We start from the raw sequence: 22,875 nt of genomic DNA on the forward strand, positions 1-22,875 counted from the left end.
TTGTCACAATGACCTCATGACGCTTCCCCTTCTCCACTTGCAGGGCAGCCCTTACCGACAGGGCGTGCAGCACGGCGAGCAGCTGCGCGACGCGATCGCGAGCAACGTCGCCGTCTACCGGTCCCGGATGCTCGCCTCGGGCCTGAGCGAGGCCGACCTCGCCGAGCGCTCGCAGCGGTACCTCGGGCTCTTCACACGGGAGGACGCCTCGTACCGGGCGACCATGGACGGCATCGCCGAGGGTTCCGGCCAGCACCTGCTGGACATCACGCTCCTGAACGCCCGGTACGAGCTGCTGTACAGCGCCTGGAGCGAGTTCGGGCGCCCCACGGCCGAGGGCGTCCGGTCGGAGTGCACCTCCTTCGGCGGCTCGGGCGGCGTGTTCGCCTCGGGCGGCACGCAGATCGGCCAGAACTGGGACTGGTTCACCGGCGTCGAGGGCGCGCTCCTCCAGTGGCGGCACGGCGAGACCACGGTCCTCGGGTTCACCGAGGCGGGCGTCGCGGGCGCCAAGATCGGGATCAACAGCGCCGGGATCGGCCTGTGCGTCAACGGGCTCGGTGCGAGCGTCGACGACTGGAAGATCGACTCGGCCCCCTTCCACCTGCGGACCCGCCGGATCCTCGAGTCGGGGTCCATGGCCGAGGCCGTCGGGCACGCCGCGGCGCCGCGGCCCGCCTGCTCCGCGAACTTCTTCGTGGGCAGCGCCGCCGAGGGGGTCGCCACCGTCGAGACGTCGCCGCTCGGGTCCCGCGTGATCTACCAGACCGGTGACGCTCCCCTGGTGCACGCCAACCACTTCCGCGCCCCCGAGGCGCTCGGGGTGTACGAGAGCTGGCTCGAGACCGGCCGCGTCTCCACCTACCACCGCTGCGAGCGGATGGAGGCGCTCCTGGACGAGGAGGCGCCGCTGTCGGCCGAGCGGTTGCACGCGGCGATGCGGGACCACGAGGGCGGCCCGATCGCCGTGTGCCGGCACCCCGTGGAGACCGACCCGGTGGACCTGCGGACCCACACGGCCCTGGCCGCGCACCTGGAGCTGGACGCCAAGCGGTTCTCCTACACGTGGGGGCCGCCCTGCGAGTCGGAGTTCACGACCGTGGCGCTCTAGGCTCCGGCTGCGAGAGCTCCCAGCACGCGACGGCGGTCGCCGCGGCGACGTTGAGCGAGTCGACGCCCGCGTGCATGGGGATCACCACGGTGCGGTCGCAGGCGTCGAGGGCGGCCGCGGTCAGGCCCGGGCCCTCGGCGCCGAACATGAGCGCCGGGCGCTCCCGCTCGGCCGCGGGGACCTCGCCGATGTCGATCGCGCCGCGCGAGGGGCTCAGTCCGTGGAGGGTGAACCCCGCCTCGCGGATCCGGCGCAGGCCGTCCGGCCACGGGTCGAGGTAGGCGTACGGCACCGCGAACACCTCCCCCATCGAGACGCGCACGCTGCGCCGGTACAGCGGGTCGGCGCAGTCGGGGGCGAGCAGGACGCCGTCGAAGCCGAGTCCGGCGGCGACCCTGAAGATCGCGCCGATGTTGGTGTGGTTGTTGATGCCTTCGAGGACCACGAGCCGCTCGACGCCGGCCAGGAGGTCGGCGGGCGCGGGGAGCTCCTTGCGGTGGAAGGAGGCCAGCGCGCCGCGGTGGACGTGGAAGCCGGTGACCGCCTCGAGGACGTCCGGCCCGGCGGTGTAGCAGGGCGCGTCCTCGGCGAGGTGGGCGAGCTGGTCGGCGCGCTTCTCGTCGATGAGCAGCGACCGCATCCGGTATCCGGCGCGGAGGGCGCGGCCGACGACCTGGTGGCCCTCGGCGATGAACAGGCCGTGCGGCTGCTCGAAGCGGGTGCGCAGGGCGAGGTCGGTGAGGGCGCGGTAGTCCTCCAGGCGTTCGTCGTCGGGATCGTCGATGCGGGTCACGTCGGGCACCCGCCGATTGTGCCGCAGGGACGCCGAACGCCCTGGGGCGGCCGCTCGGGCCGCCCCAGGGCGTCACTGCCGTCCTAGGCGGGGGCGGGCGGGAGCTGGTTCTTCGACTGGGACCCGTCGATGTCCTGGACCTCGCGGGCGGCCTGCTGGGCGGCCTCGAGGGCCCTCTTGGCCTCGTCGTCGAGCTCGAGGGCGCTCGTGTCGACCTCGATCTCCTCCTCCTCGGCGGGGGACGAGGAGTCGGGGGCGCCGCCGAAGGCGTTGCCGATGCCGCCGAGGGCCTTGGTGAGCTCGGCGGGGACGACCCAGACCTTGTTGGCGCTGCCCTGGGCGATCTCGGGCAGCTTCTGGAGGTACTGGTAGGTCAGGAGGCGATCGGTGGGCTTGGCGTTGTGGATCGACGCGAAGACCGTCTGGATGGCCTTGGCCTCGCCGTCGGCGCGGAGGACCGCGGCGTCGCGCTCGCCCTTGGCGCGCAGGACGGCGGACTGCTGCTCGCCCTCGGCCATGAGGATCGCCGAGCGCTTGGTGCCCTCGGCGTTGAGGATGGCGGCGCGGCGGTCGCGCTCGGCGCGCATCTGCTTCTCCATGGCGTCGCGGATGCTCAGCGGCGGCTCGATCGAGCGGAGCTCGACGCGGGTGACCTTGAGGCCCCACTTGTCGGTGGCCTTGTCGAGCTCGGCGGCGAGGCGGGCGTTGATCTCCTCGCGGCTGGTCAGGGTCTTCTCCAGGTCCATGGAGCCGACCACGTTGCGGAGCGTGGTGGTGGTGAGCTGCTCGACGCCCGCGAGGTAGTCGTCGATGTTGTACACGGCCGCGGTGGGCTGCGTGATGATGTAGTACAGCACGGTGTCGATCTGGACGCCGAGGTTGTCGGCGGTGATCACGGGCTGGGGCGGGAAGTTGACGACGCGCTCACGGAGGTCCACTTTGGCGCGGACCGAGTCGACGAAGGGCACCAGGAGCCGCGGGCCGGGCTCGAGGGTGCGCCGGTAGCGTCCGAGGCGCTCGATGATGTAGTTCCACTGCTGCGGCACGATCTTGATCGAGCGGAAGAGCACGATGATCAAGAAGAATGCGACGATCAGCAGGAGTATGCCGAGGGCGTCCATGGTGTTCAGCCTCCAGTTGGTCTGGCGGGTCGGCGGGCGTTGGGTCTGTCTGCTTCCAGACGATGCGGCAAGGCTATACGGGCGGTTCCAGTCAGCTCTGCTTCCAGACGATGACGGTGGCCCCTTTGATTTCTACCACCGTCGCGCTGTCGCCGGGTTCGAGCACCTGGTCGGGTTCGAGGGGGTAGGCGGTCCAGTTGTCCCCCGCGATCTCCACGAGGCCGCCGGAGAGGTCGACGGTCTCGATGACGCGGGCCTCGGCGCCCTCGATGGCGCGGGTGCCGAAGGAGCGGGGGCCCTCGCTGCCGCGGTCGGACTCGAGGGCCTGCTTGAGGAAGGGGCGCAGGCCCCAGATCGAGGCGACGGAGCCGACCCCGAACAGGACGGCCTGGAGCCAGAAGGGTGCGCCGAGGGCGGCGGCGATCCCGGCGAGGGCGGCGCCGGCCGCGACCATCGCAAGGACCAGGGTGCCGGTGAAGAGCTCGGCCAGGCCGAGGAGCACCGCGGCGATGATCCAGATGAAAACAGAGTCCACACCACAAGCATGTCATGGGGTTGCGACCTGCGGGGACTGCGGTGCCGGGCCCGCACTCGCGGTGCGGGCCCGGCGGGGCCGGCCTTACCGGGTCCGGTGCTTCTCGGGGGCCGGGGGGCGGCGGGCGGGGCAGCAGCCCTCCACCGTGGGGTCCCAGACCGGGAGTTTGCCGAGGCGGCGGATCGGCGCGCCCTTGACGCGCTCGGCGACCAGGTCGCGGAACATGCCGACCAGGTCGGCGCCGACCCTGGGCGTGCCCGCCCGCAGGTAGCGCAGGCCGAGGTCGGCCGCGGTGTCCTTGGCCTCGTTGTCGAGGTCCCACAGCACCTCGATGTGGTCGGAGAGGAATCCGACCGGGCTGACCACGACGGTGTCGACGCCCTCGGAGGCGAGGACCTTGAGGTGGTCGTTGACGTCGGGCTCGAGCCACGGCATCGAGGGCGGGCCCGAGCGGGACTGCCAGACCACGTCGAAGGGGCCGGTCCACCCGGCGCGCTCGGCCACGAGCGCGGCGGCCTCGGCGACCTGGTCGGAGTAGCGGGCGCCCTCGGGGCCCGAGCACTCCTCCATGGCGTCGGGGATCGAGTGCGCCGTGAAGACCACGCGGGTCTTCGACTGGTCCTCGATCTGGTCGAGGCTCGACCGCAGCTGCGCGGCGAACCCGCCGACGAAGCCGGGGTGGTCGAAGAAGTGCCGGATCTTGTCGATGACCGGGGCGGTCTCGCCGACGGCGGCCCGCGCGGCGTTGATGTCCTCGACGTACTGGCGGCACGAGGAGTACGAGCCGTAGGCGCTGGTGCACAGCGCCAGGGCGCGCTTGACGCCGTCGCCGGTCATCTGGGTGACCGCGTCGACGAGCATCGGCGGCCAGTTGCGGTTGCCCCAGTAGATGGGCAGGTCGATGCCGGAGGCGCGGAACTCCTGGCGGAGGGCTTCGATGACCTCCCGGCACCACTGGTTGATCGGCGAGATCCCGCCGAAGTGGTAGTAGTGCTCGGCGACCTCGGCGAGGCGCTCGTCGGGGATCCCGCGGCCGCGGGTGACGTTGCGCAGGAACGGCAGGACGTCGCCCGGGCCCTCGGGGCCGCCGAAGGAGACGAGCAGGACCGCGTCGTACCCGTTCCCGGCGGCGCCGTGTATTGCTGAGCCGTTCAGAGACATGGCAGCTCCGCTACTTCTCGGTGCGCTCGACTCCGACGGCGTGGAAGCCGCCGTCGACGTGCAGGATCTCGCCGCTGGTGGCGGGGAACAGGTCGGACAGGAGCGCCGCGACGGCCTTGGCGACCGGCTCGGAGTCGGTCAGCGACCAGCCGAGGGGGGCGCGCTTGGTCCAGGCCTCCTCGAAGGCCTCGAAGCCGGGGATGGACTTCGCGGCCATGGTGCGCTGCGGTCCCGCCGAGACGAGGTTGACGCGGATGCCCTTGGGGCCGAAGTCGCGGGCGAGGTAGCGGTTGGCGGACTCCAGGGCGGCCTTGGCGACGCCCATCCAGTCGTAGACCGGCCAGGCCTGGCTCGCGTCGAAGGTCAGGCCGACGATGGAGCCTCCGTTCCCCATCAGCGGCAGGGCGGCCGTGGCCAGCGACTTGTAGGAGAAGGCCGACACCTGGACGGCGGTGGCGACGTCCTCCCACGGGGTGTTCAGGAAGTTCCCGCCGAGGGCCGAGGGCGGGGCGTAGGCGATGGAGTGCAGCACGCCGTCGATGCCGTCCACGTGCTTGCGGACCTCGTCCGCGAGGCGGTCGAGGTGCTCGGCGTCGGTCACGTCCAGTTCGATGACCGGGGCGGGCGTCGGCAGCTTCTTGGCGATGCGCTCGACCAGGGACAGGCGTCCGAAGCCGGTGAGGACCACTTCGGCACCCTGCTCCTGCGCGTACTTGGCCACGCCGAACCCGAGTGACTGCTCGGTGATCACCCCGGTGATGAGCAGTCGCTTGCCGTCCAAGATTCCAGACATGTGTTCCTCCGTCGTTGTCAATGCTTGAAGAGTATTGCTGCTAGTGGCCCATGCCCAGGCCGCCGTCGACGGGGATGACCGCGCCGTTGACGTAGGCGGCGTGCTCGCCGGCGAGCCAGGTGACGGCCCCGGCGATCTCCTCGGGGGCGGCGAAGCGCCTGGCGGGGATCGAGTCGAGGTAGGCCTTGCGCTGCGCCTCGGGGAGCGCGTCGGTCATGTCGGTGTTCACGAAGCCGGGGGCCACCACGTTCGCGGTGATGTTCCGCGAGCCGAGTTCGCGGGTGATGGAGCGGGCGAGGCCGACCAGGCCGGCCTTGGAGGCGGCGTAGTTGGTCTGGCCGGCGTTGCCGTAGAGGCCGACGACCGAGGAGATGAAGATCATGCGGCCGGACTTGGCGCGGAGCATCTTCGAGGAGGCGCGCTTGGCGACGCGCCAGGCGCCTTTGAGGTTGGTGTCGACGACGCGCTCGAACTGCTCCTCGCTCATGCGCAGCAGCAGGGTGTCGTCGGTGACGCCGGCGTTGGCGACGAGGATCTCGACGGGGCCGAACTTCTCCTCGACCTCGGTGAACGCGGCGTCGACCGAGGCGGTGTCGGTGATGTCGCACTGGACGCCGTAGAGGCCGTCGGGGGCGCCGGTGCCGCGGTGGGTGACGGCGACGTTGTCGCCCTGGGCCGCGAAGGCCTTGGCGATAGCGAGACCGATCCCGCGATTGCCTCCGGTGACGAGGACCGTGCGCGCCATGGTTGGAACTCCCTCATGTTCTTGGCCGGTGGGCGTCCATGGCCGGTGCGAACGCGCTCGCGTCCGCTCCATGGAGCCACGAAGATCGTAGCGACGGGGCCGCCAGGGGGCGAAGGGGCCTTCACGGACCGTGTGCTGCCCGCCTCACCGGATCACGTGAGGCGGGAGGTCCAGGCGAGGCTGAGCCCGGCGGCGGCGAACAGCAGGACCATGGCGGCGCCGATGAACCACTGGGAGACGTCCCGGGCGATGGTGCGGTAGCCGAGGGACGAGCCCATGTCCTGGTAGACGGCGCGCAGCTCCTCGACGGTGGCGGCCTCGTAGTAGTCGCCGCCGGTGCCCTCGGCGAGCCCGGCGAGGGCGTCGCGGTCGACGGGGACGGAGACGAGCTCCTGGTCGAGTTCGATGACGCCCTCGTCGGTGCCGAAGGCGACGGTGGAGACGGGGATCTCGGCCGCGGCGGCGGCCTCGGCGGCCTCGTCCACGGTGCGCCCGGCGGTGCGGTAGCCGTCGGAGAGCAGGAGGATGCGGGCCGGGGCGAGCTGGCCGGTGGCATCGGGCATGACCTGCTGGACGGCCTGGAGGGAGGCGAAGACGGCGTCGCCGGTGGCGGTGGCCTCGGCGAGGGTGAGGCCGTTGATGGCGCTGGTGACCTCGGCGCGGTTCTTGGTGGGGGGCACGGCGACGGAGGCGTACCCGGCGAAGGAGACGAGGCCGACGTTGTACTGCTCGGGCAGTTCGGCGACGAAGTCGGCCGCGGCGGTCTTGGCGGCGTCGATGCGGGTGGGGTCCACGTCGGTGGCCATCATGGACAGCGAGACGTCGATGGCGAGGATGATCGTGGCCCGCTCCTGGGGCTCCTCGACGTCGACCGCGGGCTTGGTCATGCCGCCGACGAGGACGGCCAGGGCGACGACGAGCAGCCCGGCGGGGAGGTGGCGGCGCCAGCCGGGGAGCTTCGGCACGAGCTTGGCCAGGAGCGAGGCGTTGGCGAACCTGACGGCGATCCGCTTGCGGGCGAACTGGGCCCAGACGTAGACCGCGGCGAGCGCGGCGACGGGGACGAGCGCCAGGAGCCACATCGGGTCGAGCAGGCGGATCAAGGGTTCTCCTTCGTACGTGGTGCTCGGTGGTCAGCGGTAGGCGGCGAGGTGGCGGCGCTGGGCGACGAACGCGGCGATGTCGCGCAGCCAGTCCGACCCGGTGGACAGGCGCAGGTGGGCGGCGCCGCCGGCGCGGATGCCGGCGGCGATGCGGGCCCGCTGCTCGGCGGCGGCCTCGGCGTAGCGGGCGCGGAAGCGGGCGTTGCCGGTCTGGACCTCGACCTCGGCGCCGGTCTCGGGGTCGATCAGGTCGAGGACGCCGACGTCGGGGAGCGCGAGTTCGGCCGGGTCGAGGACCTCGACGCAGAGGACCTGCTGGCGCACGGCGAGGCGGCGCAGTTCACGGGACCAGTCCGAGGCGTGCTCATCGTCCTCGAGGAAGTCCGAGACGACGATGGCGAGGCCGCGGCGGCGGGCGTGGCGGCGGGTCTTGTCGATGAGCTCGGCGAGGTCGCCGGGGCCTTCGCCGCGGGGGAAGGCGTTGACGGCGCGCAGGAGGGAGCGGGCGCCGCCGCGGCCGGGCCGGGGCGGGATGGCCTTGGCGGGGCCGCCCTCGGTGACGACGGCGCCGATGCGGTTGCCGCCGCGGCCGGCGAGGTAGGCGAAGGCGGCGACGGCGCCTTCGGCGAGTTCGCGCTTGAGCATGCCGACGGTGCCGAAGTCGAGGCTCGGGGACAGGTCGACGGCGAGCCAGGTCTCCAGTTCGCGGTCGGCGATGGTGGTGCGCACGTGCGGGGTGGTGGTGCGGGCGGTGACGGGCCAGTCCATGCGGCGCACGTCGTCCCCGGCCCGGTACTCGCGGGCCTCGCCGGGCTCCGAGCCGGCGCCGGGCAGCAGGCCCAGGTAGTCGCCGTGGAGGAGCCCGTCGAGGCGGCGGGAGACCTGGAGCTGGAGGCGGTCGAGGGCGCGCAGGTCGGCGGCGTTCACGCGGCCTACCAGGCGCCGGGCTGCTGGGGCTGCGTCGGCCGGTAGGCCTCGGCGGTGCGGGGCGCGGCGTCCTGGCGCGGCGTGACGGTGGGGGCCGGGACGGCGGCGAGGAGCTGGCCGACGAGGCGGTCGGCGCTGACGCCGTCGGCCATGGCGTCGTAGGAGAGCACGAGGCGGTGGCGCAGCACGTCGGGCGCGATGTCGTCGAGGTCCTGCGGGAGGGCGTAGTCGCGGCCGCGCAGGAGGGCGATGGCGCGGGTGGCGCGGATGAGGCCGAGGGAGGCGCGCGGGCTGGCGCCGTACTGGATGTGGCGGGCGATGCCGCCGAGTCCGGCGCCGGCGGGGTTGCGGGTGGCCATGACGATGCGCACCGCGTAGTCGACCAGGGCGTTGTGGATGAACACGCCGTCGGCGGCCTGCTGGAGGCGCAGGAGGTCGCCGGTGTCGAGGACCCGGTCGGGGACGGGGGTGTCGACGCCGACGCGGAAGACGATCTCGCGCTCCTCGGCGTCGGTGGGGTAGCCGACGTTGACCTTGAACAGGAAGCGGTCGCGCTGGGCCTCGGGGAGGGGGTAGACGCCCTCCTGCTCGATGGGGTTCTGGGTGGCCATGACCAGGAACGGCTTGGGGAGGGCGTGGCTCTGGCCGCCGATGGAGATGCGCTGCTCGGCCATGACCTCGAGCATCGCGGACTGGACCTTGGCGGGGGCGCGGTTGATCTCGTCGGCGAGGACGAAGTTGGTGTAGACCGGGCCGAGCTCGACGTCGAAGGTCTCGGTGGACTGGCGGTAGATGCGGGTGCCGACGATGTCGGCGGGCACCAGGTCGGGGGTGAACTGGATGCGGTTGAAGTCGGCGCCGACGACCTTCGCCATGGTCTCGACCGCGAGGGTCTTGGCGACGCCGGGCACGCCCTCGATGAGGCAGTGCCCGCGGGCGAGCAGCGCGGCGAACATCCGCTCCACCAGGGCGTCCTGTCCGACGATGACCTTCTTGATCTCGAACAGGGCCTTCTCCAGCAGCGCGGCGTTCTCGGCCGGCGTGGGGAGCCCCGTCTGTCGGTCGCTCGGACGGTCGGCCTCGGGTGATCCCATGTCGCTCCTTCAGGCGCTTCGGTCTGGTGCTGTCGATACTAATTCGCCCGTTCGCGACCCGCAGGGGGCCGCTGGGACGCGCGGAGCGCTCCCGCACCGCGTTTTGTCGGGAACCCGACAGTTTTTGCCGAACCCCTTGCGGCGCAGCAGGTCTACACTGCCGTATCCGGATTCCGGCGGATCCGCAGGGGGCTTTTGCCCCGCCGCGTGACACGCCGCGCGGATTCAATCCGTTGCTGCGAAATGTCGGAGCGCTATGCTTTCCCCAAGCCGCACGACTTCCCCCGTGGTCGTGCGGCTCTCCCGTCCCTCCAGCCTCCAGGGCCCCTCCTCCGGGCCCGGCGGAACTAGGATTCCCCTCATGTCCCGTCGCCGCCAAGCGCTCCTGCTCCCCGGACGCAACTACAGCGTCCAGGGGCCGCTGCTCATGTACACCCACGTGGCCTTGCAGTCGCGCGGCGCCCACACCTACCCGATCGCCTGGAAGGACGTCGACCGGATCGCCGCCGACGAGCACGGGATGGTCGAAGGGGTGTGCGAGCAGACCGAGGCGGTGCTCGACCGGGTCCACAACGACGACCCGCCGCTGCTGGTCGGCAAGTCCCTCGGCTCGGCCGCCGCCATCCTCGCGGCCCACCACGGGCTCCCGGCGATCTGGTTCACGCCGCTGCTCCAGCACTACCCGATCGTGCAGGCCCTGCGCCGCGCGACCGCGCCGTTCCTGCTCATCGGCGGCTCGGCCGACCCGGCATGGAACCAGACGCTCGCGAAGGACCTGCCCGGCGAGTTCCGCGAGATCCGCGGGGCCGACCACGGCATGTTCATCCGCGGGCGCCCGCTGATCGACTCGGCCCACGCCCTCGCCGACGTCATCGAGGCGGTCGAAGCGTTCATCGACACAGCCGTGTGGCCCCGCCAGGGCTGAGGCGGCGGTGCGAGCACAATCGCAGGGTGACCTCAGATGCCGAGACGCCCACCTGCTCCGCCCGCGGCTGCCGCCGCGAGGCCGCCTGGATGCTGCTGTGGCGCAACCCCCGCCTGCACGGCCCCGAGCGCGTGAAGCGCTGGGCCGCCTGCGAGGAGCACCTCGCCACGCTGCGGGAGTTCCTCACCTCGCGCGGGTTCCCTTGCGAGACCGAGGCAGTGCCGCCCTCCGGGGCAATGGGATGATCGAGGCATGAGCGCGAAGGTGTGGGACCTGTGGCCGGGCGAGGTCCAATGGCAGCCGATGTCACGGCAGCTGCGGACGGTGTGGGTCCTGCGGAGCCTGCTGAACGTGCTGATCCTCGCCGTCCTGGCGGCGGTCCCGCTGACGATCTGGCTGGGCTGGGACGGGCTGCTGTGGGCCCTCGGCGGTTACGTCGTCCTCGCGGGGCTGCGGTCCCTCGCCGTGGCGCGCACCGTCGCGACCTGGGGATACGCCGAGCGCGAGGAGGACCTCCTGGTCCGCCACGGCCTCCTGACGCGCCGGTTGAGCATCGTCCCCTACGGGCGCATCCAGCTCATCGACCTCTCGGCCGGACCCATCGAGCGGATGTTCGGCCTCACCACGGTGCAGGTGCGCACCGCGGCCCTCGGCTCGACGACCGAGGTGCCCGGCCTCGACCCGCCGGTGGCGGCGGCGCTGCGCGACCGGCTCGCCGTCCGGGCCGCCGAGGTCCGGGAGGGGCTATGACCGGCCAGGTGCCCGAGCGGCCGGACGCGGCGGTGCGGGAGGAGCCCGCTCCCCCGCTGGCGGACCTCCCCTACGGTCCCGAGCCCGCGCCCGCCGGACCGAGCGCGCCGCCCGCCGGGGCCGCGCGCCAGCGGCTGCACCCGCTCACGCCGCTGCTGGAGAGCTTCCGGTTCTTCGCCGCCGCGGCGGCCGCGGTCGGCATCCAGGTCTTCACCTCGCAGAACTTCCTGTTCGCGGTGTACGTCGCGGTGGCGGCGGCCGTGGTCGGGGGCATCGCGAGCCTCATCGCGCTCCAGTACCGCGGCTTCGTCATCTGGGGCCCGGAGCTGCACATCTACAGCGGCGTCCTCACGCGCAGCCACCGCACGGTCCCGCTGGACCGGCTCCAGTCGGTGGACCTGGTGCGGCCGCTGCGCGCCCGGCCTTTCGGGTTGGCGCAGTTGAACATCGAAGTGGCCGGAGGCGACGGGACGGACGCGCGCCTGGCGTACCTGAAGGTGGACCGGGCCCTGGCGCTGCGCGCGGAGCTCCTGGCGATCGCGGGGCGGCCCATCGCGGCGGCCCCCGAACCGGAGGCGGACGCGGCGCCCGCGGAGGCGGCGGCGCCCGCCGAGGCCGGGCCGGGCGCGCTGATCCCGCCGGTGCCGGTTAGGAGGCTCGCGGTCGCCTCACTGCTGGAGGCCCTGCCGGTGCAGGTGACGGCGCTGGCGGTGTTCGGGACCGCGTTCGCGGTGACGGGCTACTTCTTCGGGTTCAGCACCGTGGCGACGACCGTGTGGTTCGGGTTCCTCGCGCCGGCGCTGCTGGGGTACGTCCAGAGCACCGTCGCCACGGTGAACCGGTTCCTGCGCAACTGCCGGTTCCGGCTCAGCCGCGACGGCGGGAGCCTGCTGGTGGAGCGGGGCCTGACGGACACGAGCCACGAGACGGTGCCGGTGGACCGCGTGACCGCGGTGAACTTCGACGAGCCGGTGCTGTGGCGCTCGCGGCAGTGGCGGCGGGTGGAGGTGTGGACGGCGGCCGTGGCCCAGCAGGGCGGCGGCGCGGTCAAGTCGACCATGATGCTGCCGGTCGGCGACCCCGGGCAGGTGGCGCTGGTCGCGGCCGAGTCGGTGCCGGAGCTGCCGTCGGTGTTCGCGGTGGAGCGACCGCCTCGGCGGGCGCGGTGGCGGATGCCGGTCGCCTGGAAGCGGACCGGGGCCGCGCTCGACGAGCGCGTGTTCGTGGTCCGGCACGGGGTCCTGGTGAACACGTACGTGGCCGTGCCGTACGCGCGGATCCAGTCGGTGCGGGTCGTGCAGGGGCCGTTCCAGCGGCTCCAGGGGCTGGCGACGGTGCGGGCGATGACGGCCGGGGGCCTGGGGCACGACGCCGTGGCGCGCCACCGCGACGTGCGCGAGGCCGTCGCGATGGCCGCCGAGCTGCGCGAGAGGGCGGACGCGGCCGCGGCCCTGGAGAGGCCGCGGCTGTCCTGAGCGCCTCAGAGGCGGCAGGCGTCGATGTTGGAGGCCAGGATGCCGCGGGCGCCGAGCTCGTAGAGCGCGTCCATGACGCGGTGCAGGTCGGCGCGCTCGGTCATCGACTGCACGGCGACCCACCCTTCCCGATGCAGCGGGGAGACCGTCGGCGACTCGATGCCGGGGGTCAGTTCGACCGCGGACTCGAGCAGTTCGGCGCGCACGTCGTAGGCGAGCATCACGTAGGAGCGGGCCACGAGGACGCCGCGCAGGCGCCGCAGGAGCTGCTCGACCGCGCCCCCTTGCCCGTTGCCCGTCTTGCGGACCAGGACCGCCTCGGAGTGCATGATCGGGTCGCCGAAGACGGCGAGCCCGGCCTGCTTGAGGGTCGTGCCGGTCTCGACCACGTCGGCGATGGCGTCGGCGACGCCCAGGGCGATGGCGTTCTCGACCGCGCCCGCGAGTTCGACGATGGCGGTCTTGACGCCCTGCTGGTCGAGGTCGCGCTGGACCACGCCGGGGTAGGAGGTCGCGATGCGCTTGCCGTCGAGCCCGGCGATCGAGTCGACGGTGCCCGGGCGGGCGGCGTAGCGGAACGTCGAGCGGCCGAAGCCGAGCGCGAGGACCTCCTCGACCTCGGCGCCGGAGTTGACGGCGAGGTCGCGGCCGGTGATGCCCAGGTCGAGGTCGCCGCTGGCGACGTAGGTGGCGATGTCGCCGGGGCGCAGGTAGAAGAACTCGACGCCGTTGTCGGCGTCGACGGACTGGAGGTCGCGGCTGGAGCGGCGCTGGCGGTAGCCGGCCTCGGTGAGCATGTCGGTGGCGCCCTGGGAGAGCGCGCCCTTGTTGGGCACGGCGATGCGGAGCATGCGGATGGGCCTTTCTAGAGGTACCGGTAGACGTCGTCGACGCTGATGCCGCGGGCGACCATCATCACCTGGAGGTGGTACAGGAGCTGGGAGATCTCCTCCGCCGCGGCCTCGTCCGACTCGTACTCGGCGGCCATCCAGACCTCGGCCGCCTCTTCGACGATCTTCTTGCCGATGGCATGGACGCCGGCGTCGAGGGCGGCGACGGTGCCCGACCCCTCGGGTCGGGTGACTGCTTTCTCGGCGAGTTCGGCGTAGAGCTGCTCGAAGGTCTTCACGGCGGTGATTCTACGTGTCCCGGCAGGTGGACGGCGACAGCGATACGCGCTGGGGCCCTGACGAAACACGCGATGAGATCTGCGTCGCACCCGAATCCGAGGTTTGTTCGGATGTGTGGTGTAATTCGATTGTCAGCATTCGACCCGATTTGCGGGTCTTTGACAGTCGAGCAGCAGTGAAAGGCAGGCAGGATGCGACGCAGAACGCTCTTCACCACCGCCGGGGCCGCCGTCGCGGCGGGCGCCGCCGCGGCCAGCGCGCTCCCGGCATGGGCGCAGACCGGGGACGGCCCCTCCGCGAGCCAGACCTGGTCCTCTTCGGACCAGTGGGGGAACTGGACCTCCGGCGACTACACGTTCTACAACAACATCTGGGGCTCCGGCGCCGGGTCGCAGACCATCTGGGCGAACGGGCCCGGCGACTGGGGCGTCTCGGCCGACCACCCGGACACGGGCGGCATCAAGTCCTATCCGAACGTCTCGTACACGCTGGGGCGCAACGTGTCCGAGATGGGACAGGTGACCAGCACCAACACCGTGTCGGTGCCGACCGGCTCGGGCCTGGCGTACAACACCGCCTACGACGTGTGGGGCGACGGCCACGCGCACGAGATCATGATCTGGACCCAGTGGCACGGGCCCGTGGGCCCGATCGGCGGCCAGAGCGACGAGGTCGAGATCGGCGGCACGACCTGGGCGTACCACCAGGGCAGCAACGGCGCCAACGCCGTCTACAGCTTCCTGTCGACCTCGCCCGGGTCGAGCGCCTCGATCGACATCACCGGCCACGCGCAGTGGCTGGTGGCCCAGGGCCACATGCCGGAGGTGCGGATCGACCAGATCCAGTTCGGCTGGGAGATCACCTCGGCGGCGGGCGGCCACGACTTCGCCGTGGAGGAGTACACGCTGAGCGTCTGACGAACGCACCGCAGGGGCCGGGGGCGATCCCGGCCCCTGCGGCGTGCCCGGCGTCCGGGTCTGGATTTTAGTTGTGTCGCATGTTCTAATTAATTAATCGACATTGCTCGATATCAACTGCCGGGCGACCCGTGCCCGGCGCAGCACGGAAGGGCAAGTCCGCATGCGTCGCAGATCGCTCCTCACCGCCGCCGTGGCGGCTCCGATCGCCACCGCCGCCGCCGTCGGCGGCCTCCAGTCCGCGGCCCAGGCCGCCGCCTGGTCCTCCTCGGACCAGTGGGGCAACTGGACCACCGGGCCCTACACGATCTACAACAACATCTGGGGCTCCGGCGCGGGCTACCAGTCCATCTGGGCCAACTCGGCCTCCAACTGGGGCGTGTGGGCCGACCACCCGAACACGGGCGGCATCAAGTCCTACCCGAACGTCTCGTACACGCTGGGGCGCAACGTCTCCAACATGGGGAACGTCTCCAGCTCCCACAACATCACCGTGCCGACCGGCTCGGGCCTGGCGTACAACAGCGCCTACGACGTGTGGGGCGACGGCCACGCGCACGAGATCATGATCTGGACCCAGTGGCACGGCCCGGTCGGGCCGCTCGGGGGCTTCCAGACCAACGTGAACCTCGGCGGCCGCAACTGGCAGTACTTCCAGGGGAGCAACGGGGCCAACCCGGTGTACAGCTTCCTCGCGCACACCCACACCACCTCGTCCACGGTGAACATCACCGCGATGTGCCAGTGGCTGGTGAACACCGGGCGGATGCCGAACGTGCGCATCGACCAGATCCAGTTCGGCTGGGAGATCACCTCGTCCGCGGGCGGGCGCGACTTCCGGGTCAACAGCTACTCGCTGTCGACGTGAGGGGCGGCCGCCGGGCCCGGGACGCGGGCCCGGCGGCGCCTCACCGGCGGAACCGCTCGCGCACGGCCCGGTAGGCCTGCTTGGGGCGGCGGTACTCGTCCACGAGGCCCTTGTCGTTGACGCCGCGGGGCCGCTTGAGCGCCATCTCGCGGTGCTGGGTGGTGGCGAAGTCGCCCAGGACCCAGATGCCCAGGCCCGAGATGCGGTCCTGGCCTTCCAGGAGGTGGTCGATCACGGTGGTGAGCAGCGCGGTCTGGTAGTCCTCGGTCCACAGCGAGCCGGTCTGGTCGTTCCAGCCCGGCACGGCGCCGGCGCCGATCTCGGAGATGACGAGCGGCTTGTCGGCGTGCCCGAGCGCGTCGACGTGGGCGGCGATGCGGTCGAGTTCGGCGGGGATGTCGGCGATGCCGCCGAAGTACCAGCCGGGGTAGGTGTTCACCGAGACGACGTCGACCAGGTCGAAGCAGCGGTCGTCGAAGGCGTTCAGGCTCGCGTACGTGACCGGGCGGGTCGGGTCGAGCTCGCGCAGGCGCCCCAGCAGCCGCTCGTAGACCGGGCGGCCCTGGTCGGACCAGCTGGGGCACTCGTTGAGGACGCCCCACAGAACGACCGAGGGGTGGTTGCGGGCGGCGGCGACCATCTCGTCGATGTGCGAGAGCTGCGCCTCGACGAACGCGGGGTCGGTGAGGTGCTCGACCGGGTACTGCCAGCCGATCGACTCGCTCCACACGAGGATGCCGGACTCGTCGCACAGGTCGAGGAACAGCGGGTCCATGGGGTAGTGGCTGCCGCGCACGAAGTTGCAGCCGAGGTCGCGCAACTGCTGGACGTCGGCGACCAGGAGGGCCTCGGGCTGGGCGTGGCCGAACTGCGGGTGGAGCTCGTGCCGGTTGACGCCCAGGAGGGTGACGGCCTCGCCGTTGACGGTGATCCGGCCGTGTTCGGTGCGGACCTCGCGCAGGCCGAAGCGCTCGCGCCGGTCGTCGCCGCCGAGGCGCACGGCGAGGGTGGAGAGGCGGGGCTCCTGCGGCGACCACGGCGCGACCCAAGGAAGTTCGAACTCGTATGCGAGGGTGCCGGCGGCGTCGAGGTCGACCTGCTCGGTGTGGACGGTGCGGCCGTCGCACTCGACGGCGAGCGGCAGCGAGGCCGGCGCGGCGGCGGCGTAGTCGATCCGCACGCTGATGCGCCGGTCGGCGACCGAGGCGGTGTCGACGCGGACGGCGTCGATCCAGGCGGCGCCGAGGCGGTGGAGTTCGACGCCTCGGGAGATGCCGCCGAAGTGGTACCAGTCGAAGTGCTCCATGTGGAGCGGGGAGCGGTCGCCGAAGCGGTTGTCGACCAGGACGGTGATCTCGGCGGTGCCCGCCTCGGCCTCGGTCTCGGCGTGGAAGCGGGTGAAGCCGCCGGCGTGGTCGCGGATCGCCTCGCCGTTCCACAGGACCCGGCACCAGTGCTGGACGCCGTCGAAGACGAGCCGGTGGCGGCCGGCCTCGACGGGGACGCGGGTGCGGTAGGCGGCCAGGCCGCGGCGGCCCGCGTAGGCGGGGGTGGCGTCGAAGCAGCCGGGGACGGCCATGCGGTCGTCGAAGGCGATCGCGGCGGGGTCGACCTCGTCGGGGTCGGTGTCGCCGAGGTAGGCGAAGTCCCAGACGCCGTCCAGCGCCTCGACGTGCCGGTGCTCGTGCTCGGTGAATCGTCGGGCCATGGCAGCTGCCTCCGTATGGTCGTCGCGGCTGGGCTGAACGGTGCTGTCGAACGAAGCCGCCGAGCGGTTCCAACGATCTTAGGCGAACGCTTGCCAAAACTTCCAGCACCCGCCGGGCGGGACCGGTTCAGACCGCTTTCCGCTTGTCCCGGAACGCCTTCTGGCGGCAGGCGGCCGAGCAGTACTTGGCGGGGCGGCCGGTGGCCGTGGCCGGGAGGGGCGAGCCGCAGACCGGGCAGTTCCGTTGCGTTTCGTTATGGCCCCGGCCCGGCTCCGCGGGTTCGTTACGAAACGCTTTGTTTCGTTCCGCTCGGAGGCCGTCCCAGAGGAAGCGGGACAGGCGGCGGGCCCGCTCGGGCGTCCCCGCCGCGGCCGCCATGCCGACGAAGCCCGCGAGCAGGGCCCGGACGTCCTCGGCGTCGAGGTCGCGGCGCACGGCCCCGGCCTCCTGGGCCCGCGCGAGCAGGACGGCCAGCGGCATGTCGATCACGCAGCGGCCGTCGGCCTTCGCGGGCTCCTGCCAGTCGTTGCGCCAGGCCAGCGTCTCGCAGATGACCCGGTTGACCAGCGCCTGCTCGGCGATGTGGTGCAGGTAGGCGAAGAAGGCGGCCTCGGGGTCGGCGCCCTCGATCGCCGCCAGGCCGACCTCGTGGAGCTGGCGCATCCGGTGGTCGAGGACCGTCGCGAGCAGGGCGTCCTTGGTCGGGAAGTGCCGGTAGACGGTGCCCGCGCCGACGCCGGCGGCGGTCGCGATCTCCCCCAGGGAGACCGCGGTGCCGCGCTCGGCGAACAGGCGGTCGGCGGTCTCCAGCACCTTCTGCCGGTTGCGCTGGGCGTCGGCGCGTTCGGCGCGCCCCACTGCGGTCGCCAACGGGTGCCCCTCTCGCGGTCGCTGATAAACGGGTGTATCGTTCCGTTTCAGGAAACGGGTCGACGAGTCCGATGGTAGTCGGCGACCCCCGGAACGGAAAGGACCTCTTCATGTCCCGTAGCGAGAAGACCTTCCTCGTGACCGGCGCGACCGGGCGGCAGGGCGGCGCCGTCGCCGCCCGCCTGCTCGCCGAGGGCCGGCGGGTGCGGGCGCTGACCCGCGACGCCGCGAGCGCGAAGGCGAGGGCACTGGCCGAGGCGGGGGCGGAGGTCGTGGTCGGCGACCTCGACGACCGCGGCTCGCTCGACGAGGCGGCGGCCGGAGTGTGGGGCGTCTTCAGCGTCCACGCCGGGGCCTACGAGGGCGGCCCGTACGGGCACGACCTCGAGCACGAGGCGCGTGCGGCCGCGAAGCTCGGCGCCGCGGCGAAGGACGCCGGAGCGGCCCACATCGTGCACTCCTCGGCGTTCGGCGTCGACGGACCGCTCGAACCCCACATGGACATGCTCCAGCGCAAGGCCGCGGCCGAGCGGGCTATCCGGGACAGCGGCGTGGCGCACACGTTCCTGCGCCCGAGCTCGTTCATGGAGAACACGTTCGACTCCCCGCGCGAGCTCCAGGGCGGCGCGCTGGTCTCGATGCTGCGGGCGGACGTGTTCGAGCCGCTCATCGCCGCCGACGACATCGCGGCGTTCGCCGCGATCGCCTTCGCCGACCCCGGGGCGCACGCCGGGAAGGCGTACGAGCTGGCCGGGGACGACATGACGCAGGTCGACAAGGCCGCGCTCATCGGCCGCGTCGTCGGCCGCGAGGTGCCCTACGTGGACCTCGCGACGGTGGAGGGCGTCGAGGTCGACCCGACCACCGCGAAGACGCTGGCGATCCTCAACGAGCACCGCATCGAGGTCGACATCGAGGCGCTGCGGAGGCTCCACCCGGGGCTGCTCACGTTCGAGCAGTGGCTGACCGGGGTCGGCAGGCCGCTGGTGGACGCGTACTTCGCAAGGATCGACGCGGCGTAGCCTCCCGCGCCGCGGGCCGGGCGCGGCCCGCGGCGCCGGGCCGGACGCGCGGTTCACGCGGGGGCGGTCTCGGGCGCGAACGCGAAGGAGACCCGCTCCATGAGGGCCTTGCGCTTGGTGTTGTGGAAGGCGGCGATGCGCCACTCGCCGTCGGCCTCCCGCACGAGGGTGTAGGTCTGGACCTTCGTGAGCTTCGCGGGGCGCTCACCGCGCTTGGCCACCTCGCCGCGGCTGGTGACGACCGCCGCGTCGGGCCCGAGGAGGCGGATGTCGGCGATCTCGTCGACGAGCACGCTGCCCTTGAGGAACCGGTCGAACAGGATCTGGTGGGTGCGGCCGATCTCCTCGCGGCCGCGGTAGAGGGTGCCGATCCAGGTCACGTAGGTGGCGTCGGCGGTGAAGCCCGCGGCGTAGGCCTCGCCGTCGCCGGCGGCCCAGGCCGCGACGGTCGACTTGATGCGGGCGGTGATGCGGTCGGTGTCCATCTGGGTTCCCTCTGGTAGCTTGACGCCTATATTATTTGCGTCAAAACATTATCTGCTTCTATGCAGATATTAGCTTAAGGAAGAGGACTCGGCGTGTCAAGACCCGACCTGGAGCGGCTCGGCGCCGTCTACCCGCGCTACCTCAACGCCGTGGTCCTCCACGGCCTCGCCACCGCCCAGGCGGTCGGCATGGGCCCCACCGACCTCTACGCCACCGGCACGCTGGCCTTCCACGGGCGCATGACCTCCGGCGAACTCGCCGCCAAGACCGGCCTGACCACCGGGGCCACCACCCGGCTCATCGACCGGTTGGAGCAGCGCGGACTGGTGCGCCGCGTCCCCGACCCGGCCGACCGGCGCCGGGTCCTGGTCGAGGCGGTCGCGACCGACGCGATCGGCCTCGACGACGCCCTGGCCCCGGCCCGCGAGAAGCTCGGCGCGGTCTTCGTCTCGTGCTCCGCCGAGGAGATCGCGACCCTCACCGAGCACTTCGAGCGCGCGACCCCCGCGTTCCACGAGGCGATCGAGGCGGTCCGCGAGGCGGAGTAGCGGCCGGGACGGTCCGGGACGGCCGGTCGGGTTGCGCGGCACCCGATCGCCGCGGGATGATCGCGTCCATCCCGCCCCCGAGCCCGAAGGCACGCCGATGCGCACCCCTCCCCTCTTCAAGCTTCATCCCGCCGCGGCGAGCCTCGTGCTCGCCGCGGTCCTCGCCGCCACCAACGCCCGCTACGACTACCACCGCGACGAGCTGTACTTCCGGATGCTCGACCCCGCGTGGGGCTACGCCGACCAGCCGCCGCTGACGCCGCTGCTGGGCCGCGCCGCGGTCGCGGTCCTCGGGGACTCGGTGTGGGCCCTGCGGGTCCCGTCGGTGCTGTGCATGGTCGGCGTCCTGTGGCTGGCGGTGCTCATCGTCCGCGAACTTGGCGGCGGGAGGGCCGCGCAGGCGCTGTGCGCGTGGGGGCTGGCGTTCGCGGGAGTCGCGCTCGCCTTCGGGCACCTGCTGTCGACGGCCACGGTCGACCTCGCCGTGTGGACCGCGGTGCTGCTGTTCGCGGCGCGGGCGCTGCTGCGCGACCCGCGGTGGTGGCTCGCGGTCGGCGCGGTCACCGGGGTCGGGCTGTACAACAAGCACCTGGTCGTGCTGCTGCTCCTGAGCCTCGGGATCGCGCTCCTGGCCGTGGGCCCGCGCGGGGCGCTGGCCTCGAAGTGGCTGTGGACCGGCGCGGGACTGGCGCTCGCGATCGGCTCGCCGAACCTGGTCTACCAGGCGGTGAACGGCTGGCCGCAGCTGGAGATGGCCTCGGCCATCGCCGAGGGCGACGGCGCGGAGAACCGGGTCCTCCTGCTGCCCTTCCAGTTCGTGCTGCTGGGGACGTTCCTGGTGCCGGTCTGGATCGCCGGGGTCGCGGCACTGCTGCGCCGCCCCGAGTGGCGGCCGGTGCGGGCGCTGGCCGTGGCCTACCCCGTCCTACTGGTGGTCGTGCTGGTGGGCGGCGGGCAGTTCTACTACCCGATCGGGCTGCTCATCGCCCTGTTCGCGGCCGGGTGCGTCCCGGCGGCGGCGTGGGCGGCCTCGCGCGGGCGGCGCCTCCTGCTGGTCGCGGCCGTGGCGCTGAACGCGGCCGTCTCGGCGGTGGTCGCGCTGCCGCTGATCCCCGCCGCCGAGGTCGGGGACACGCCGGTCCCGGTCATGAACGACTCGGTGCCCGACCAGATCGGGTGGCAGGCGTACGTCGACCAGGTCGAGGAGGTCGTCGCGGCGCTGCCGGAGGGGGAGGCCGAAGCGGCGGCGGTCGTCACGGCGAACTACGGCGAGGCCGGGGCGCTGGAGCGGTACGGGGAGGACCTGCCGCCGGTCTTCAGCGGCCACAACGAGCTCCACCGGTACGGGCCGCCGCCCGCGTCGGCGACCGTGGTGGTGACCGTGGGGCTGCCGCTGGAGCGCGTGTCGGCCCACTTCGACGAGTGCGAGGCGGTCGCCGAGCTCGACCACGGCCTGAGCGTGGAGAACGAGGAGCAGGGGCGGCCCGTCGGCGTCTGCCGGGGGCCGGCCCTGCCGTGGGACGAGCTGTGGCCGGAGTTCCAGCACTACAGCTGACGGCGCCCCCGGTTCGCGCTACGCCCCCGGCTCATGGCCGGGGGCGTACTGCTCGGCGTACGCGCCTTCCGCGGGGACCGCGGTGATGACGTCGACCATGACGCCGTCGGGGGCCGCGACGATGAAGTGGCGCTGGCCGAAGTCCTCGGTGCGCAGCGGCAGCAGCTCCCGCAGGCCCGCCTCGCCGACGAGGCGGCGGTGCTCGGCGTCGACGTCCTCGACCTCGAAGTTGAGGAGCAGCCCGCCCTTGAGGGGCGCGCGGTGCCCTTCGGGGACGGTCGGATGGGCGCTGTCGAGGAGGGCGAGTTCGTACTGCGGCGCGTCGGGGCGGTGGAGGCTCACGTACCAGTCGGCGGTGAAGGTGGCCGCGAAGCCGAAGTGGCGCGCGTAGAAGTCGTGCGCGGCGGCGACGTCCTCGGTGGCGATGACCGGGTAGAAGCCGTTGAGTCGGGTCGCCATGGCGGTCTCCTCTGTGTCGAAGGATTTCACATACCTCGGGTATGTGAAAACGATGTTAGCATACCCCGGGTATGTGAAAGCGAGGGCGCATGGCGGGGACGAGGAGCGGGCAGCGGGCGGCGACGCGGCGGGCGCTGCTGGCGGAGGGACGGCGGCGGTTCGCCGCGGAGGGGTACCACGAGGTGGTGCTCGCCGAGGTCGCGCAGGCCGCCGGGGTCACCAAAGGGGCGGCCTACCACCACTTCGGCAGCAAGCAGGGGCTGTTCCGGGCGGTGGTCGCCGAGGTGCAGGAGGAGCTGGGCGGGCGCGTCGCCCGCGAGGCCGACCGGTTCGGGGCGCCGTGGGAGCGGCTGCGGGCCGGGTGCCGGGCGTTCCTGGCGGCCGGGGCCGACCCGGCCGTGCGCCGGATCCTGCTGGTGGACGCGCCCACGGTGCTCGGGTGGGACGAGTGGCGGGCGATGGACGAGGACGCCTCGGCGCGGCACCTCCACGACGCGCTCCGGTCCCTGGTGGAGGCGGGGGTCATCGCGGAGCAGCCGGTGGAGCCGCTGGCGCGGCTCCTGTCGGGGGCGATGAACGAGGCGGCCCTGTGGCTGGCGCGGTCGGAGGACCCGGAGGCGCTCGCGGCCACCGAGCGGGCCCTGGACCGGCTCCTCGGCGGGCTGCGCGACTGAGCCGGGTCGAGCGGGCGCGGCGCTGCGCCTCGGCCGCGGTGCCCCCTCAGCGGGCCGAGGGTACGGCGGCGAGAAACGGGCGCGGGCCCGGGCCGGGGGGCCCG

26 protein-coding genes are annotated in these 22,875 nt (G+C 72.5%); 11 read left to right on the forward strand and 15 right to left on the reverse strand.

Features of this window, described 5'->3' with window-relative positions; translation table 11 throughout:
* Positions 1-16 precede the first annotated feature (16 nt).
* Entirely contained in the window at positions 17-1,111 is a 1,095-nt protein-coding gene (locus LO763_RS25635; RefSeq protein WP_230790686.1) for a C45 family autoproteolytic acyltransferase/hydrolase, read from the forward strand.
* Here LO763_RS25635 and LO763_RS25640 read toward each other — a convergent pair.
* From LO763_RS25640 to LO763_RS25680, 9 genes are all read right to left on the reverse strand, one after another.
* Positions 1,092-1,931, reverse strand: coding sequence for a TrmH family RNA methyltransferase (locus tag LO763_RS25640; RefSeq protein ID WP_369432088.1), 840 nt, complete (start codon positions 1,929-1,931; stop codon positions 1,092-1,094). The two genes, LO763_RS25635 and LO763_RS25640, sit on opposite strands and share 20 nt — an antisense overlap.
* 56 nt (positions 1,932-1,987) lie before the next feature.
* A complete protein-coding gene (locus tag LO763_RS25645; RefSeq protein ID WP_230790688.1) occupies positions 1,988-3,025 on the reverse strand; it encodes an SPFH domain-containing protein in 1,038 nt (345 codons plus the stop codon).
* 91 nt (positions 3,026-3,116) lie between these two features.
* Positions 3,117-3,560: an NfeD family protein gene (locus LO763_RS25650; RefSeq protein ID WP_230790689.1), complete on the reverse strand. Its 444-nt coding sequence runs from the start codon at positions 3,558-3,560 to the stop codon at positions 3,117-3,119.
* An 84-nt stretch (positions 3,561-3,644) separates the two neighbouring features.
* Positions 3,645-4,721: a ferrochelatase gene (locus LO763_RS25655; RefSeq protein ID WP_230790690.1), complete on the reverse strand. Its 1,077-nt coding sequence runs from the start codon at positions 4,719-4,721 to the stop codon at positions 3,645-3,647.
* Between the two features lie 10 nt (positions 4,722-4,731).
* A complete protein-coding gene (fabI, locus tag LO763_RS25660; protein WP_230790692.1) occupies positions 4,732-5,514 on the reverse strand; it encodes an enoyl-ACP reductase FabI in 783 nt (260 codons plus the stop codon).
* A 40-nt stretch (positions 5,515-5,554) separates the two neighbouring features.
* A complete protein-coding gene (locus LO763_RS25665; protein WP_230790694.1) occupies positions 5,555-6,259 on the reverse strand; it encodes a beta-ketoacyl-ACP reductase in 705 nt (234 codons plus the stop codon).
* A gap of 152 nt (positions 6,260-6,411) precedes the next feature.
* Positions 6,412-7,362 (reverse strand): VWA domain-containing protein, encoded by a 951-nt coding sequence (locus tag LO763_RS25670; protein ID WP_230790698.1) that lies wholly within the window; start codon positions 7,360-7,362, stop codon positions 6,412-6,414.
* Positions 7,363-7,392: 30 nt separating this feature from the next.
* A complete protein-coding gene (locus LO763_RS25675; protein ID WP_230790700.1) occupies positions 7,393-8,289 on the reverse strand; it encodes a DUF58 domain-containing protein in 897 nt (298 codons plus the stop codon).
* Between the two features lie 5 nt (positions 8,290-8,294).
* On the reverse strand, positions 8,295-9,383 hold the full coding sequence (locus LO763_RS25680) for an AAA family ATPase (RefSeq protein ID WP_230790701.1): 1,089 nt from the start codon (positions 9,381-9,383) through the stop codon (positions 8,295-8,297).
* A 361-nt stretch (positions 9,384-9,744) separates the two neighbouring features.
* Here LO763_RS25680 and LO763_RS25685 point away from each other — a divergent pair, with 361 nt between their 5' ends.
* The 4 genes from LO763_RS25685 to LO763_RS25700 are packed head-to-tail and all read left to right on the forward strand — an operon-like array spanning position 9,745 to position 12,533.
* Complete coding sequence (locus LO763_RS25685; RefSeq protein WP_230790702.1) at positions 9,745-10,308, forward strand: dienelactone hydrolase family protein; 564 nt, start codon at positions 9,745-9,747, stop codon at positions 10,306-10,308.
* A gap of 26 nt (positions 10,309-10,334) precedes the next feature.
* On the forward strand, positions 10,335-10,553 hold the full coding sequence (locus LO763_RS25690) for a hypothetical protein (RefSeq protein WP_230790704.1): 219 nt from the start codon (positions 10,335-10,337) through the stop codon (positions 10,551-10,553).
* Positions 10,554-10,560: 7 nt separating this feature from the next.
* On the forward strand, positions 10,561-11,058 hold the full coding sequence (locus tag LO763_RS25695) for a PH domain-containing protein (RefSeq protein ID WP_230790706.1): 498 nt from the start codon (positions 10,561-10,563) through the stop codon (positions 11,056-11,058).
* Positions 11,055-12,533, forward strand: a complete 1,479-nt coding sequence (locus LO763_RS25700) for a PH domain-containing protein (protein WP_230790708.1) — start codon at positions 11,055-11,057, stop codon at positions 12,531-12,533. Before LO763_RS25695 ends, LO763_RS25700 begins: the two co-directional genes overlap by 4 nt.
* Before the next feature lie 5 nt (positions 12,534-12,538).
* On the opposite strand, the gene hisG is transcribed toward LO763_RS25700, so the two are convergent.
* Positions 12,539-13,384, reverse strand: a complete 846-nt coding sequence (gene hisG, locus LO763_RS25705; protein WP_230790710.1) for an ATP phosphoribosyltransferase — start codon at positions 13,382-13,384, stop codon at positions 12,539-12,541.
* A gap of 14 nt (positions 13,385-13,398) precedes the next feature.
* Complete coding sequence (locus LO763_RS25710; RefSeq protein ID WP_091034543.1) at positions 13,399-13,662, reverse strand: phosphoribosyl-ATP diphosphatase; 264 nt, start codon at positions 13,660-13,662, stop codon at positions 13,399-13,401.
* A gap of 192 nt (positions 13,663-13,854) precedes the next feature.
* On the opposite strand from LO763_RS25710, the gene LO763_RS25715 reads away from it, so the two are divergent.
* Complete coding sequence (locus LO763_RS25715) at positions 13,855-14,580, forward strand: GH12 family glycosyl hydrolase domain-containing protein (protein ID WP_230790712.1); 726 nt, start codon at positions 13,855-13,857, stop codon at positions 14,578-14,580.
* 163 nt (positions 14,581-14,743) lie between these two features.
* Positions 14,744-15,448, forward strand: a complete 705-nt coding sequence (locus tag LO763_RS25720) for a GH12 family glycosyl hydrolase domain-containing protein (protein WP_230790714.1) — start codon at positions 14,744-14,746, stop codon at positions 15,446-15,448.
* A 40-nt stretch (positions 15,449-15,488) separates the two neighbouring features.
* Here LO763_RS25720 and LO763_RS25725 read toward each other — a convergent pair whose 3' ends face one another.
* Both LO763_RS25725 and LO763_RS25730 read right to left on the reverse strand, forming a co-directional pair.
* Positions 15,489-17,156: a glycoside hydrolase family 2 protein gene (locus LO763_RS25725; RefSeq protein WP_230790716.1), complete on the reverse strand. Its 1,668-nt coding sequence runs from the start codon at positions 17,154-17,156 to the stop codon at positions 15,489-15,491.
* A 127-nt stretch (positions 17,157-17,283) separates the two neighbouring features.
* Positions 17,284-18,027, reverse strand: coding sequence for a TetR/AcrR family transcriptional regulator (locus tag LO763_RS25730; RefSeq protein ID WP_230790718.1), 744 nt, complete (start codon positions 18,025-18,027; stop codon positions 17,284-17,286).
* Between the two features lie 110 nt (positions 18,028-18,137).
* Between LO763_RS25730 and LO763_RS25735 the strand changes: the two genes are divergently transcribed.
* Entirely contained in the window at positions 18,138-19,049 is a 912-nt protein-coding gene (locus LO763_RS25735; protein ID WP_230790722.1) for an NmrA family NAD(P)-binding protein, read from the forward strand.
* A 53-nt stretch (positions 19,050-19,102) separates the two neighbouring features.
* Here the strand turns inward: LO763_RS25735 and LO763_RS25740 are convergent, their stop codons facing one another.
* Complete coding sequence (locus LO763_RS25740; RefSeq protein ID WP_230790724.1) at positions 19,103-19,534, reverse strand: SgcJ/EcaC family oxidoreductase; 432 nt, start codon at positions 19,532-19,534, stop codon at positions 19,103-19,105.
* A gap of 93 nt (positions 19,535-19,627) precedes the next feature.
* Between LO763_RS25740 and LO763_RS25745 the strand changes: the two genes are divergently transcribed.
* Together LO763_RS25745 and LO763_RS25750 are read left to right on the forward strand one after the other, a co-directional pair.
* Entirely contained in the window at positions 19,628-20,083 is a 456-nt protein-coding gene (locus tag LO763_RS25745) for a MarR family winged helix-turn-helix transcriptional regulator (protein WP_230790727.1), read from the forward strand.
* A 97-nt stretch (positions 20,084-20,180) separates the two neighbouring features.
* Positions 20,181-21,638 (forward strand): glycosyltransferase family 39 protein, encoded by a 1,458-nt coding sequence (locus LO763_RS25750; RefSeq protein ID WP_230790729.1) that lies wholly within the window; start codon positions 20,181-20,183, stop codon positions 21,636-21,638.
* Between the two features lie 18 nt (positions 21,639-21,656).
* Here LO763_RS25750 and LO763_RS25755 read toward each other — a convergent pair whose 3' ends face one another.
* Positions 21,657-22,097: a VOC family protein gene (locus LO763_RS25755; protein WP_230790731.1), complete on the reverse strand. Its 441-nt coding sequence runs from the start codon at positions 22,095-22,097 to the stop codon at positions 21,657-21,659.
* 89 nt (positions 22,098-22,186) lie between these two features.
* Between LO763_RS25755 and LO763_RS25760 the strand changes: the two genes are divergently transcribed.
* Complete coding sequence (locus LO763_RS25760) at positions 22,187-22,771, forward strand: TetR/AcrR family transcriptional regulator (protein ID WP_230790732.1); 585 nt, start codon at positions 22,187-22,189, stop codon at positions 22,769-22,771.
* Positions 22,772-22,875 lie beyond the last annotated feature (104 nt).

Source organism: Glycomyces amatae (assembly GCF_020991375.1).
Classification (GTDB): Bacteria; Actinomycetota; Actinomycetes; order Mycobacteriales; family Micromonosporaceae; genus Glycomyces; species Glycomyces amatae.